Here is a 13,790-nt window from a genome sequence, read left to right as displayed (position 1 = left end):
AAACTTACTGTAGCGTAAACCTAACTAAACCAACGTCACTATACCAAAGTCACTTTGGCAAACTTACGTTTACCGACTTGGAATACAGCAACAGTACCCGCGAACAAAGTCATACGGCTATCTTCTAGCTTTTCGCCGTCCATCTTCACCGCGCCTTGCTTGATCATCCGCATCGCTTCTGAAGTCGACGACACTAAGTCTGCGTCTTTCAACAGATTGGCAATCGCAATACCTTCACCGGCAGCTAACTCAATTTCTTCGATATCATCGGGGATCATGCCCTTAGAACGATCGACAAAGGCTTGATGCGCACTTTCGGCAGACGCTGCATCATGGAAACGTGTGATAATTTCCTTAGCTAAGGCGATTTTAGTGTCACGCGGGTTAGACCCATTCGCCACATCTTGCTTAAACTGTTCAATTTCAGCCAGTGGGCGGAATGACAGTAGTTCAAAGTAACGCCACATCAAGTCGTCCGAAATTGACATCAGCTTGCCAAACATTTCATTGGCAGGTTCGCTCACGCCAATATAGTTATGCGCCGATTTAGACATTTTCTTCACGCCGTCTAAACCTTCGAGCAGCGGCATCATGATCACAGCTTGTGGCTTTTGGCCCTCCGCTTTTTGCAGTTCACGGCCCATTAACAGGTTGAACTTTTGATCTGTACCACCCAGCTCAACATCGGCCTGTAGCGCAACTGAGTCATAGCCCTGAAGTAAAGGATACATAAACTCATGAATCGCAATCGACTGACCCGAGGCATAACGCTTCTTAAAGTCATCGCGCTCCATCATACGAGCCACAGTTTGCTTAGACGCGAGACGGATCATACCAGCGGCGCCCAATGGCTCTAACCAGCTTGAGTTGAATTCGATACGAGTCTTAGCAGGATCGAGGATCTTGTAAACCTGTTCTTTATAGGTTTCTGCGTTTGCTAAAACTTGTTCACGGGTGAGCGGCGGACGTGTGCTATTTTTACCACTTGGGTCCCCCACCATACCAGTAAAGTCACCAATCAAAAAAATGACTTCATGACCTAACTCTTGGAATAATCTTAATTTATTCAAGATTACTGTGTGTCCAAGATGGATATCCGGAGCGGTAGGGTCAGCGCCTAACTTGATACGGAGTGGACGTCCTTCTTTGAGTTTTTCCAGCAGATCCGCTTCGAGTAAAATCTCATCGGTACCACGTCTAATTTCTGCTAATACTTGGTCTAAATCAGCCATCTCGGCAGGGACTCCTAAGGCCATGATCATAAAATGAAGAGACTTATGTTACTTGTTAGCCACCACAATTGAAAGTGTGTACACTAACGGGATTATTTAAGTCTCTGGTTATTGGTATCGGCGTCAATGGGAAAGGTTATAACGTTATTTAAATTGTTACCTAAAAAGCATCAAATTCTCCTTAGCATTCTTTCAGTTATCACAATGATAACCATGCTTCTACCTTCTGAAGAAGCGCAAGCTTCAAGACAAACCACTAGCATTGATGACCAAGCTCAAATCAACACCCGTTATGATGTGCCCTTAGCTTTTCGCTCGCCTGAACGCCCTGAGTTGCCAGAAGGTCAAACAGATAATGCTCCGACAACGGCTGAACCGTTATCCTCACCCGATGCGCTCGCTGCAGGTGGAGTCAATAATCAAGCCGCAGGATCCCACGAAAGCGCTCTTCACAGAGATGTCGAACATTTTAACGTCAAAAATGGTGATACTTTAGCTGCGGTATTTAATCGCGCTGGCTTAACCAGCAAAGATGTTTATGAAATCACCCAGTTGCCTTTAGCCAAGCAAAACTTACTTAAGATAATGCCGGGCGAAGAAATTGTGATTTCAAAGGATGCAAACGGTAATTTGACTGAAGTGCGTTATCGGGTCGATGCTATTTCCACGCTAGTCATCACTAAAAGCCAAGAGCAATACAACGAAAAAATCTCCGAAAAGGATGTGGAAATCCGCAACCATTTCACCAGTGCCAAAATTAAGAGCAATTTCTGGAATGCCGCCGTGGATGCAGGCATGTCTGCTAACCAGATATTACAATTATCGACCGTATTCGGCTGGGATATCGACTTTGCCTTAGACTTACGCGAAGGCGACAGCTTCGCCATTATTTACGAGCAAGAATATGCCGATGGTGAATTTTTGCGTAATGGCAATATCTTAGCTGCAGAATTTGTTAACCAAGATGAGCGCTATACTGCCATTCGCTATACCGACGGTAACTATTATTCCGAAAATGGCACTAGCATGCGTAAAGCCTTCCTGCGCTCACCGGTCGATTTTAAGTATGTCAGCTCCAACTTTAACCCAAGACGTTTGCACCCAGTGACAGGCCAGGTCAAAGCCCATCGGGGTGTAGACTATGTCGCAGCCATTGGCACGCCCATTAAAGCTGCGGGTAGTGGACGCGTTATTGAGTCTGGTTATAATCAATTCAACGGTAACTATGTGTTTATCAAACATAACGATACCTATACCACCAAATATCTACACCTCACAAAACGTAATGTCAGCAAAGGCGCCAACGTTAAGCAAGGACAAATTATTGGTACTTTAGGTAAAACAGGCCGTGTCACAGGGGCTCATTTACATTACGAATTTATCGTCAATGGCGTACACCGCAACCCGAGAACGATTACGCTACCGAAATCCGAATCAATTGCGAGAAAAGAAAAAAATCAATTCGATGCACTTAGCAAGCAATTGATGACTACACTTTCGCAAAACAAGCAAACGCAATTGGCAATGCAATAACGACGGATGGATTCCTCCCAATGAAAAACGCTTATTATATTGGACTGATGTCAGGCACCAGCATGGACGGTGTCGATGCGGTATTGGTCGACTTTTCAGGCGCGCAGCCGCAACTTATCGCCAGCCATACCGAAGCTATTCCGAGCCATTTGCTCAAAGGTCTACAGCGCCTGTGCTTACCCAGCTCAGATGAAATTAACCGCCTCGGCCGTTTAGATCGTAATGTGGGTCAGCTGTTTGCCTTAGCAGTCAATAATCTGATGGCTAAATGTGCTATTGCGAAAGAAGATGTCATCGCCATTGGTAGCCATGGTCAAACCGTGCGCCATATGCCAAACCTCGAAGTGGGTTTTACCTTACAAATTGGCGATCCTAATACTATTGCGACCGAAACAGGCATAGATGTCATTGCCGATTTTCGTCGCAAAGATATTGCCCTTGGTGGGCAAGGCGCGCCCTTAGTACCCGCATTCCACCAGCAAACCTTTGCCCAAGTCGGTAAAAAACGTGTCATCCTCAATATTGGTGGTATTGCTAATATCACCTATCTGCCGGGCAATAGCGAAGAAGTCTTAGGTTTTGATACAGGGCCAGGCAACACCTTAATTGATGCCTGGATGCAACAGGTTAAAAGTGAACCCTTCGATAAAAATGGCGAATGGGCTGCATCCGGAAAAACTGATCAAAGCTTATTAACTCAGCTACTTTCGCATCCGTATTTCTCCCTTGCTTACCCTAAAAGCACCGGTCGCGAACTGTTTAACCAAGCTTGGTTAGAGCAGCAATTATCGCCCTTTAATCATTTAGATGAAGAAGATATTCAATCAACTTTATTGGATTTAACCTGCCACAGCATAGCCCAAGACATTATTAAACTATCCAATGAAGGGGAATTATTCGTCTGTGGCGGCGGTGCATTTAATGGTCAACTGATGCAGCGACTTGCAGCCTTATTGCCAGGTTATAAGCTGGATACTACCTCGGCCCTTGGCGTCGATCCTAAGTGGGCAGAAGGCATCGCCTTTGCCTGGCTCGCCATGCGCAATCACTTAGGTTTACCCGCTAATCTCCCTGCAGTAACAGGCGCCTCCCGCGAAGCCGTACTCGGCGGACGATTTAGCGCTAAGTAATTGGCCTTCGCAAAATACTAAAGTGATAACCTAAACAAGAGCTTCTACATAAAGCTCTTGTTGTCTTTAAAAGACAAACTAATCTTTTCCCCTCTTCCTGCCTAAATTTATCAAGAAAATCAGCAGCTATTTTAAAGCCATCTATTCTTAATTACTGAAGCATTTAGTGACAGAAGCATGAGTAAAAAAAGTTTCGTCACTGAAGCTTAATCAAGTCTCACTATAGTAAAAACGGATACAGGATATTGCTCTAAACAGCTCAAACACTTAGGAATAGCCTCATAGGCGTCCAATAAAAAACTGGTTTTAAGGGAACTCGTGTCTACAGCGCGATTTTGCTCACTCAGACAAGATCCGTTAATAGGCAGGTAAATTAGGAATAAAGACGCACTGATTAACAAGCAAGCGTCTTTAAAAGAATAGGAAATCAAACAATGAACATGTCACAAAAAATGGCGGCAGAATTTCTTGGCACCTTGTGGTTAGTCCTTGGAGGTTGTGGCAGTGCGGTACTTGCCGCTGCATTTCCCGAGGTGGGCATAGGCTTACTCGGCGTCGCTTTAGCTTTTGGATTAACCGTATTAACCATGGCCTTTGCGATTGGCCATATTTCAGGTTGTCATCTCAACCCTGCAGTGTCATTCGGCCTTTGGGCTGGGGGACGTTTTCCGGCAGCAGAATTATTGCCCTATATCGTAGCCCAAGTCGCGGGTGGAATTGTTGGCGCTGGCATCTTGTATCTCATCGCTTCAGGACAAGAGGGATTTTCACTCGCGGGCGGATTTGCCTCTAACGGTTTTGGTGAGCACTCACCGGGTGGCTATAGCATGCTGTCGGTGATGATTTGTGAAATCGTTATGACACTGTTCTTCTTGATTATTATTTTAGGCGCCACCGATGAGCGAGCGCCTAAGGGATTTGCCCCAATTGCCATAGGGTTAGGTTTAACCTTAATTCACCTTATTAGTATTCCTGTGTCCAATACTTCAGTAAACCCAGCGCGTAGCACAGGCCCTGCACTGTTTGTCGGTGACTGGGCGGTATCACAACTCTGGTTGTTCTGGGTAGCACCGATTGCCGGTGCCATTTTGGCGGGCTTTATCTATCGTTACTTCCGCTCGGTAGAATAAAAGCCGAAGATCTAACACAACAGCGCTCTCTTGGCGCTGTTGTTCTTTTTCTAATCCCGCTCTAATGTTACCATTTAGCCAACTGGCGAATTTTGCTGTGCCCTAGGTTTTTACATTAGAGACACAACAGGCTTCGCCCTATTCAAGCAAAAGAGATATTTTTCATGAGCAAGACTGTTAAAAACCTCGCTGAGACAGCAGCAATGACGCCAGAAGCCCGTTACGATTACCTCGTTGAACAAGTTAAAGAACACAAAATACTTTGGACATTACAAGACCAAGACGGTTGCGTGATGTTAACCACTGAAGAAGAAGATTGCATCCCAATGTGGCCAACCGAAGAAGCCGCTGATTCTTGGGCAGTGGATGAATGGAGTGATTGTCAAACGTTAGCGATTCCACTCGACGAATTTCACGAAAGATGGGTGCCAGGCATGGAAGATGACGACCTCTTTGTCGCCGTATTCCCAGTATTAGATGATTTAGGTGTGGTAATCCCGCCTTATGAGTTAGATCAAAGATTAGCGCCGAAGCAAAGCCACTAATCGCTATCGCTAAACGAGAATGCCTATGAGCGAGCAAAAATCAGCGATACAGACACCAGAGGCAAGTACAGCCCTGAGTCAGCACTTTCCGAAACGACTCATTGCCCTATTGCTAGTGTATGTTGTTGCGTCAGTGAGTGGCTTAATCGCTAAACAAGGGGTGTTATTTTGTCTGCTAACCCTCCTGATGGTGATTGCCATTATCGGTCGGCAAAAAGCAGGGCTTATCATGCTGCGCGGCTACACAGTCGTGCAGCTTGGATTGATTAGCATGCTGCCAGTGATCATGTACGATCCGGGCAACTTAGTGGTAGGTCCAACGACAGTGTACTTAGGTGAATGGCAGGGAAAACTGCCAGACTATGTGATTTTTATCGCTTTGATCGTCTTGTCATTACTGCAAGTTTGGATAGCCTTTGATAAAAAGGTAAAGGCATGGTTTAAACCTAAGCTTAACCTGAACATCATGAGCTAAGCTCTTGTAGAAAATAAATTTAGCCCAACAAAAAGCCGTCATTACGACGGCTTTTTTGATCTCAATCTACGCCTAAAAAGATGCAAAGTTAGTCATCATTAAACAGAAAAACTTTTTTACACAGAGAAACTGGCACCACAGCCACAGGTTGTGGTTGCGTTAGGGTTTTTCACGAAGAAGCGAGAACCTTCCAGTCCTGAAGTGTAATCCACTTCACCACCGACTAAATATTGTAGGCTCATAGGATCGACAACCAAGAGAACGCCTTGTTTTTCTATCGTAAAATCGCCGTCATTGACCTTTTCATCAAAGGTAAAGCCGTACTGAAATCCAGAACAACCACCACCAGTCACATAGACTCGTAGCTTAAGTGCAGGATTTTGCTCTTCTTCCAGCAAACCTTTCACCTTAGCGGCTGCCGCATCGGTAAATTGGATTGGCATTGCTGTATCAGCTTGATCAGTCATTACTACCTCTTACATCAGTTTTCTGGGGCAAATTATCCTTTACCTGACTGTTTTGTTCAAGTATTACCCGTGGTTCTTTTTCACCCTGTAATAACTCAGGGGCACTATAGACATGTTCGGTCTGCGAATTCTTAGTCCAGCGGCTCGAAGGCACCAGCACTTTGACTTTCACTTGTTGTAAATTAAAGCCAGCAGGAACAGTGACCTTGGTATCTATGACTTGAAAATAGCGAAAATCAAATTCCAACTTAGAACCCGTGAGTTTGTTCACACTCAAGCTAACAGATTTGCCATCTTGCACACCAATGAGCGTCAATTCAGTTCGACCTTGAATAGCTTGCTTACGCTTTTGCAACTGAGTCAACACCAACTTGAGATGATATTCATCGGCCAAAGCGCCCCGCGTCATTTCAAGTCCGTGAATAGCAACACCTTCAGCATTATCATCCGGTGTCATAATGCTGCGGTAAAACGCCAGCTCATGTTCCAATTCTTTTTGCTTTTTCATTTGCTGGCCAAACATTTCTTGCATTTGGGTATTAGCCTCGCGCTCGACGGACAGCTCTAAATTTCGGGTTGCAAGTAGTTGGGTCTGTGCCTCTAACTCAGCGGTCAAGCGTTGAGTCTTGCTGCTGATATGCTTAACAACAGGCTCATCGCTACTTAATAGCAGAAAACTTATCCAAGCCCCAAAAAGAATAGAAACTAACACTAAAAGCGATAAATAAACTGAAGATGGACGATACTTGAGATCCATCACTTGCAGCCGATCTAGCCAACGATGATAATTTGGCATTAGGTAACAGCCCCTTATATAAAATACAATCAACTCAAGAACGAGTTCGATACAATACAACTCAGGCCAATGTAGTGCAATTAACGATAAATAAAGTCGCTATCCAACATGCCATAGTCACAGCCAAAAAGTATTTAACCAATGAGCTACGTGACCATTTATCTCAAGCCCGCATCAGTGCACAGCTGTGCATACTGGCACTGTTATTTGCTATTTTTGCATCCTGTGTGATCTTACTGTTTCGACTCTTGCTCGTTTGGGCTAATCATTACACCCAAATACAGGCGCTGGATTTTACGGGGAACGTCGCCGACTGGCGAGCCCTGTTACCCCTTTTAGGCGCAATATTAATTTGGATAGTGGCGAAGTTGGGCTCCAAACGCTACAAACGTATGGGAATAGCCTATGTGTTACATAGAGTTAAACTACATTATGGTAAAATCCCCCTACAATCCGCCGCTGGGCAATTTTTTCAAGCACTCTTTGCCCTCGGCACAAATTTCTCCGTCGGTCGTGAAGGTCCAGCCATTCATCTGGGTGCTGTCAGCGCCAGTTTTCTCGCTGAAAAATTCAATCTTCCCGATAATAGCGTACGCATCATGTGTGCCAGTGGCATTGCAGCAGGGATTGCAGCCACTTTTAACGCGCCCTTGGCGGCGGTGATTTTTGTACTCGAAGTGATAGTACGTGAATATAAAATCCATTACTTTTTCCCGATTATGCTATCAGCAATTTGTGGCGCAGTTTCAAGCCAACTGGTGTTTGGTAATGTGCACGAATTTGACCGTATTCAAGTGATCCATATTCCCTTAGACCATTACCCTATTCTCGCCATTGGCGGCGTGGTATTAGGCTGCGCCGCGGCACTATTTAATTACTCGCTATTAAAAGCCACCGCGACGGGTCAAAACTGGCCTCTCATTTACCGACTATTACTGGCGGGCAGCGTCACCACCCTAATCGGTCTCGTGTTACCGCAAGCCCTTGGCACGGGCGATCTCGCCATTAGTGAAGCCATTAGCCAACATCCAAGCCTGTTGCTGTTAATCGCCCTATTATTTGCCAAAATCATTGCCACTATTGCGGCGATTGGCTTAGGTATTCCCGGCGGTTTAATTGGTCCACTTTATGGTATCGGCGCGCTGCTCGGGGCGATTTTGGCGCTGATCAGCGCTATCTTATTCCCGTCCATCGCCCCTTATGTAGGGCTTTACACTGTGATCGGCATGACAGCCATGATGGGCGTGTGTTTAAGCGCGCCGCTGGCCGCCTTAGTCGCCCTGTTAGAAATGACTAATGACGCCAGCATTATTTTACCGGCAATGTTTGTAACAATTCCGGCTTTTTTAATTGCTTATCAGGGTTTTAAGACTGACTCCATTTTCTTTAAGCAATTAGAAATTATGGGACTAGGTTATAAGGTCGCCCCCGTGAATTTAGCACTGCAGAAAAAAGGCGTACGAGCCTTAATGGATAAACGCTTTGTTATCGTCAATAACAACGATGAATTGTTACTCGAAGTGCTAAAACGCGCCGAAGGTCGCCCTGTGCTAGTCCGCAATGCCGATGGCATTATCGAAATGCTTAGTCTTGAAATGCAATCCTATGATGACAGTACCACGCTATCACGCCATCCCATGCAAGGGCTAAGCGACAGCACCACCCTCAATGAAGTCTATTCACTATTGTCGCCCAAACGCTGCGGTGAGGTGTTTATCTATCAAGATACACCAGACAATGTGGTTGGGGTGATCAGTTGGTCGAACCTACAACAGGAGATTCGTTCAGGCCAAGCCTAATATCGCTTCAAAATCTAGCCGCTATTCAATACCTAATTTTGATTCAAACCTGAGGCGGCAGATTAAAAGCTTTGGGCTTCATCGCAAAAATCTAACACAGTGGCAATGTGGCTATTTCGTTGCCCCAGTGCTTCTGCTACAATCGCGCCTCAGCCACCCTACATAACATCAGGGCAGATAAGCGCGATACCGCTGCTTAAAATGCCCCCTAGCAAATTGGAAAACAGGCTGATGAATCAGTTCGAAGGATCCCATATCCTCTCCGTAAACCAGTTAGATCTTGACTCAATCCAAACTATTTTTAATGTCGCTAGCCGCATGATGCCCTATGCACTTCGAGAGAAGCGCAATAATGTGCTCGATGGCGCCATTTTAGGTAACCTGTTTTTCGAACCGAGTACCCGTACTCGCGTGAGTTTTGGCTGTGCCTTTAACTTGCTCGGCGGCCATGTACGTGAAACCACAGGCATGGCGTCATCGTCTTTATCTAAGGGTGAGTCCCTGTACGATACGGCGCGGGTGTTATCTACTTATTCTGATGTGATTGCCATGCGCCATCCTGACTCTTACTCGGTCAAAGAGTTTGCTGAAGGCAGCCGCGTCCCAGTGATCAACGGCGGCGATGGTTCGAACGAGCATCCGACCCAAGCTTTGCTCGACTTATACACTATCCAAAAAGAACTCAAGTGTGCTGGCCGCGGTATCGATGGCATGCACATCGCTATGGTCGGCGACTTAAAATTTGGCCGCACTGTGCATTCACTATCACGCTTACTCTGCATGTATAAGAACATCAGTTTCACGCTGATTTCACCCGCAGAATTAGCGATGCCTGATTATGTGATCTCCGACATTGAAAATGCTGGCCATAGCATCAAAATAACCGACCAACTTGAAGGCCATTTAGATAAAGCAGATATTTTGTATCTCACTCGCATTCAAGAAGAACGCTTCCCTTCACAGGAAGAAGCAAATAAGTATCGCGGCAAGTTCCGCTTAAATCGCAGTATTTACACTCAGCATTGCAAATCTAACACTGTCATTATGCATCCGCTTCCAAGGGATTCACGTGCGCAAGCCAATGAGTTAGATAATGATTTAAATAGCCATCCCAATCTTGCTATCTTCAGACAGGCGGATAATGGGCTGTTAATTCGCATGGCTTTGTTTGCATTGACACTCGGCGTTGATAATCAACTCGAAAAATATGAGTGTCCGGTTAATTGGTATTCACGTAAAGCCGATCGCTAATTGGCTACAGACTTTAAGGACTAAACATGACCCGTTCCGAAGCGCTATTTGAACAGGCTAAAAAAACCATCCCCGGCGGCGTTAACTCTCCGGTTCGTGCATTTAATGGTGTAGGCGGTTCGCCCCTGTTTATTGAAAAAGCTAACGGCGCTTATATTTACGATGCCGATGGCAAAGCTTATATCGACTATGTCGGTTCTTGGGGCCCGATGATCCTCGGCCACAACCACCCTAAAATCCGTGCTGCAGTATTAGCGGCGGTGGAAAATGGCTTATCTTTTGGTGCGCCAACTGAGCTTGAAGTGCAAATGGCCGAAAAAGTCATCTCTATGGTGCCTTCTATCGAGCAAGTTCGTATGGTGAGCTCAGGTACTGAAGCCACTATGAGCGCCATTCGTTTAGCGCGCGGTTTTACCAGTCGTGACAAGATCTTAAAATTTGAAGGTTGTTACCACGGCCACGCCGATTGCCTGTTAGTGAAAGCAGGTTCTGGTGCTCTAACTTTAGGTCAACCTAGCTCACCCGGTATTCCTGAAGATTTTGCCAAGCACACCTTAACCGCTGTGTATAACGATTTAGATTCAGTTAGAACCCTGTTCGAGCAGTATCCAACTGAGATTTCTTGCATCATCATAGAGCCTGTTGCTGGCAACATGAACTGTATTCCACCTGTCCCAGGTTTCCTTCAAGGCCTGCGTGATATGTGTGATGAGTTTGGCGCGCTGTTGATTATCGATGAAGTGATGACAGGTTTTCGCGTATCACTAAGTGGCGCTCAAGGTTACTACGGCGTCACACCAGACTTAACCACACTCGGTAAAGTGATTGGTGGCGGTATGCCAGTGGGGGCTTTCGGCGGCCGTAAAGATGTGATGCAATTTATCGCCCCTACGGGTCCGGTTTACCAAGCGGGTACGTTATCGGGTAACCCCATTGCGATGTCAGCGGGTCTGGCACAAATGGAGGCCCTGTGTGAAGAAGGTCTGTACGAAGCGCTGAGCGCGAAAACCAAACGTATTGCAGAAGGCTTTAAAGCGGCTGCGGATAAGCACGGTATTCCAATGGCGATCAACTATGTTGGTGGCATGTTCGGTTTCTTCTTCACGGAACAACCCAAGATCACTCGTTTCGATCAAGTGACCCAATGCAACATCGAACAGTTCCGTATTTTCTACCACGGCATGCTAGATGAAGGTGTTTACTTAGCACCAAGTGCCTATGAAGCTGGCTTCCTGTCAATGGCCCATGGCGAAGAAGAGATGCGCTTAACCTTAGAAGCGGCAGATCGCGTATTGGCTAGCATGAAAGCGGCAAGCTAAGCCTAAGCTTTAGTATTTAAGCCGTTTAAACATAACAAAGGGACGCCAATGCGTCCCTTTGCTTTTATCCGATTTAATTAGCTTTGTGTCACTTTAATAACGATCAGACTTTTTAGAACCTAAAGCCGATTTAAATATTTTCGCAGCCACCATGAATTGTAAGGTCAAATGGATATGCTCAATAACGTGCTAAGGCCAACCCATCACGCCCAGCGCAATAAGTTGCTTACCACAATACGTTAACTAAACGAGTGAGCCTAAAAGCAAAAGACTCCAGATAACAAATGTCATTTTCCTCTACTTCAAAAACACAATATCCAGTATTGATACCCAAACAAGCTCAAGACGCAGAATTCTGCAGGACTGAGTGCTAAGAGCACTCTACTTCCGAGCGGGCACTAATTCAAAAGGCAAGCATTAAAAATGCCTGCCTACATAGGCATGACAATTCAGGAATATCGACCTGAATAAAAATTAATTAAAGAATATGCAAACTAACTGCTTAGACTTTAATCGTAGATCTCACTTTTAACGCGGTAATCAAATCAAACAATACAGTTAATAACGCTAAAATAATCACAATAACCAATATATAAAACTAATTCGCAACCCAAAAGCATGAGATAGACATCACAAAGAAGCATTAAATTGAGTTACAGCTAACAGTTGCGTTCTCTAGCCCATTATGTTCTGATCCGCACGCGCTAACACGGCTAGCTTAATTTAGCCTTGATATGCCCAATCTTTAGGTTGACTCAAGTCGCCCTACGACATCAAAACAGCAGTTGGAATTGCAGTTATGTTAAATACCTTTCTCATCTTACTGGCCGTGCTCGCATTGCTCAGTATTATTTTCGAAGAAGTGACCCACCTTAATAAAGCAAAAACCACCTTATTCTTTGGTTGTATCTCTTGGGTAGCGCTGTTTATGGCTGCAGGGGAACCGGCTAATGAGAAAATCGTTGCCCATCAGCTCAATGAAAATTTGCTCGAGATTGCCACACTTTGGCTCTTTCTGATGTCGACCATGACCTTCGTAGCATATTTGAATGCTAAGGGTATGATCCAAATCATGGTGCAAAAGCTGTTTCCGCAGAAAGTATCAGTGCGTATGTTAATGATCCAAGTCGCCCTATTTGCACTCGTGCTCTCAGCATTTTGTGATAACGTCACCGCGACTTTAGTGTCTTTAGGTTTATTAACCACCTTTAAACTCGACAAGCAAATGCGCCGTAGAATGGCAGTGTTGATTATATTCGCGGTGAACTCAGGCGGTGTAGCCCTGATCACTGGCGATGTGACGACACTGATGATCTTCTTAGCTGGACATGTGCATATGTCTGAACTGCTGATGTTATTTATCCCATCGGCCGTGAGCGTGATTTTACTGGCAACCCTGTTCTCACTCAAAGCCGAAGGTGTTGTGAGCACGACGCCAATCAAACATACTTATCAAACCGTTGATGTATTGATTGCCCTCGTCTTCTTCTGCACCATTTTAATGACCATGCTACTCAACATATTGTTTGGTATCCCGCCAGTGTTAACCTTCTTAACGGGTCTATCAATTATGTTCCTGATTGGCCATACCACGCGCAGTGATAAAGAAGAAATCAAGATCCTAGAGTATATTCGCCAAGTTGAATACGACACCCTGTTGTTCTTCTTAGGTATTTTACTGCTCGTTGGTATGCTTAAAGAAATTGGCACCTTAGACATGTTGACTGAAGCTTATACTCAGTTTAATCCAAACATCTCTAACTTCGTCACGGGTATGGGCTCAGCCTTAATTGATAACGTACCGCTAACAGCGGCATTGTTAAAAGCCAATCCAGTGCTGAGTACTCCTGAATGGCTTGGCTTGACTTACAGCGTCGGAGTCGGTGGTTCACTGCTGATTATCGGTTCAGCATCAGGTATTGTAGCCATGAGTAAAGTAAAAGAACTGACTTTTGTGAGTTACTTGAAATATGTTCCTGCACTTTTCCTCTGCTACAGCGTCGGTTACGCACTGACCCTATTCTTAGCCAACAGACTGTTTGATTAAGTTGAGATTCACTAAGATCAAAAAAGGCGCCTAGTGCGCCTTTTTTATCAACTACTTATTTATTGT

At 45.2% G+C, this 13,790-nt stretch carries 12 protein-coding genes; 9 read left to right on the top strand and 3 right to left on the bottom strand.

Annotation, left to right across the window (positions count from 1 at the left end; translation table 11 throughout):
- Positions 1-38 precede the first annotated feature (38 nt).
- Positions 39-1,232, bottom strand: coding sequence for a tyrosine--tRNA ligase (gene tyrS, locus L5M40_RS12635; protein WP_028760849.1), 1,194 nt, complete (start codon positions 1,230-1,232; stop codon positions 39-41).
- Between the two features lie 126 nt (positions 1,233-1,358).
- On the opposite strand from tyrS, the gene L5M40_RS12630 reads away from it, so the two are divergent.
- From L5M40_RS12630 to L5M40_RS12610, 5 genes are all read left to right on the top strand, one after another.
- The gene (locus L5M40_RS12630; RefSeq protein ID WP_263146048.1) at positions 1,359-2,765 is read left to right on the top strand and encodes a peptidoglycan DD-metalloendopeptidase family protein; all 1,407 of its coding nucleotides are present in this window, start codon (positions 1,359-1,361) and stop codon (positions 2,763-2,765) included.
- Positions 2,766-2,785: 20 nt separating this feature from the next.
- Positions 2,786-3,895, top strand: coding sequence for an anhydro-N-acetylmuramic acid kinase (locus L5M40_RS12625; RefSeq protein ID WP_028760851.1), 1,110 nt, complete (start codon positions 2,786-2,788; stop codon positions 3,893-3,895).
- Between the two features lie 434 nt (positions 3,896-4,329).
- Complete coding sequence (gene aqpZ / locus L5M40_RS12620) at positions 4,330-5,025, top strand: aquaporin Z (protein WP_263173320.1); 696 nt, start codon at positions 4,330-4,332, stop codon at positions 5,023-5,025.
- A gap of 164 nt (positions 5,026-5,189) precedes the next feature.
- Entirely contained in the window at positions 5,190-5,570 is a 381-nt protein-coding gene (locus tag L5M40_RS12615) for a DUF2750 domain-containing protein (RefSeq protein WP_028760853.1), read from the top strand.
- A 25-nt stretch (positions 5,571-5,595) separates the two neighbouring features.
- The gene (locus L5M40_RS12610) at positions 5,596-6,045 is read left to right on the top strand and encodes a hypothetical protein (protein WP_028760854.1); all 450 of its coding nucleotides are present in this window, start codon (positions 5,596-5,598) and stop codon (positions 6,043-6,045) included.
- A 116-nt stretch (positions 6,046-6,161) separates the two neighbouring features.
- On the opposite strand, the gene erpA is transcribed toward L5M40_RS12610, so the two are convergent.
- Together erpA and L5M40_RS12600 are read right to left on the bottom strand one after the other, a co-directional pair.
- On the bottom strand, positions 6,162-6,512 hold the full coding sequence (gene erpA / locus L5M40_RS12605; RefSeq protein WP_006080742.1) for an iron-sulfur cluster insertion protein ErpA: 351 nt from the start codon (positions 6,510-6,512) through the stop codon (positions 6,162-6,164).
- Positions 6,505-7,308, bottom strand: a complete 804-nt coding sequence (locus tag L5M40_RS12600) for a DUF6776 family protein (RefSeq protein ID WP_168823458.1) — start codon at positions 7,306-7,308, stop codon at positions 6,505-6,507. The genes erpA and L5M40_RS12600 overlap by 8 nt, the downstream gene beginning before the upstream one ends.
- 74 nt (positions 7,309-7,382) lie before the next feature.
- Between L5M40_RS12600 and L5M40_RS12595 the strand changes: the two genes are divergently transcribed.
- From L5M40_RS12595 to nhaD, 4 genes are all read left to right on the top strand, one after another.
- Complete coding sequence (locus tag L5M40_RS12595) at positions 7,383-9,107, top strand: chloride channel protein (RefSeq protein WP_263175525.1); 1,725 nt, start codon at positions 7,383-7,385, stop codon at positions 9,105-9,107.
- Between the two features lie 231 nt (positions 9,108-9,338).
- The gene (locus L5M40_RS12590) at positions 9,339-10,358 is read left to right on the top strand and encodes an aspartate carbamoyltransferase (protein WP_113940696.1); all 1,020 of its coding nucleotides are present in this window, start codon (positions 9,339-9,341) and stop codon (positions 10,356-10,358) included.
- A 26-nt stretch (positions 10,359-10,384) separates the two neighbouring features.
- Positions 10,385-11,677: a glutamate-1-semialdehyde 2,1-aminomutase gene (gene hemL, locus L5M40_RS12585; RefSeq protein WP_263175526.1), complete on the top strand. Its 1,293-nt coding sequence runs from the start codon at positions 10,385-10,387 to the stop codon at positions 11,675-11,677.
- A 799-nt stretch (positions 11,678-12,476) separates the two neighbouring features.
- The gene (gene nhaD, locus L5M40_RS12580; RefSeq protein ID WP_028760859.1) at positions 12,477-13,724 is read left to right on the top strand and encodes a sodium:proton antiporter NhaD; all 1,248 of its coding nucleotides are present in this window, start codon (positions 12,477-12,479) and stop codon (positions 13,722-13,724) included.
- Positions 13,725-13,790: the final 66 nt, after the last annotated feature.

It is taken from the genome of Shewanella sp. SM68 (assembly GCF_025653925.1).
Lineage (GTDB): Bacteria > Pseudomonadota > Gammaproteobacteria > Enterobacterales > Shewanellaceae > Shewanella > Shewanella oncorhynchi.
The sequence above is the reverse complement of the archived record's forward strand: the minus strand, read 5'-3'. Positions and strand labels throughout refer to the sequence as shown.

Coding starts and splice junctions, on each gene's coding strand:
- tyrS (WP_028760849.1), bottom strand. CDS start 1,232: ATGGCTGATTTAGACCAAGTATTAGCAGAAATTAGACGTGGTACCGAT.
- L5M40_RS12630 (WP_263146048.1), top strand. CDS start 1,359: ATGGGAAAGGTTATAACGTTATTTAAATTGTTACCTAAAAAGCATCAA.
- L5M40_RS12625 (WP_028760851.1), top strand. CDS start 2,786: ATGAAAAACGCTTATTATATTGGACTGATGTCAGGCACCAGCATGGAC.
- aqpZ (WP_263173320.1), top strand. CDS start 4,330: ATGAACATGTCACAAAAAATGGCGGCAGAATTTCTTGGCACCTTGTGG.
- L5M40_RS12615 (WP_028760853.1), top strand. CDS start 5,190: ATGAGCAAGACTGTTAAAAACCTCGCTGAGACAGCAGCAATGACGCCA.
- L5M40_RS12610 (WP_028760854.1), top strand. CDS start 5,596: ATGAGCGAGCAAAAATCAGCGATACAGACACCAGAGGCAAGTACAGCC.
- erpA (WP_006080742.1), bottom strand. CDS start 6,512: ATGACTGATCAAGCTGATACAGCAATGCCAATCCAATTTACCGATGCG.
- L5M40_RS12600 (WP_168823458.1), bottom strand. CDS start 7,308: ATGCCAAATTATCATCGTTGGCTAGATCGGCTGCAAGTGATGGATCTC.
- L5M40_RS12590 (WP_113940696.1), top strand. CDS start 9,339: ATGAATCAGTTCGAAGGATCCCATATCCTCTCCGTAAACCAGTTAGAT.
- hemL (WP_263175526.1), top strand. CDS start 10,385: ATGACCCGTTCCGAAGCGCTATTTGAACAGGCTAAAAAAACCATCCCC.
- nhaD (WP_028760859.1), top strand. CDS start 12,477: ATGTTAAATACCTTTCTCATCTTACTGGCCGTGCTCGCATTGCTCAGT.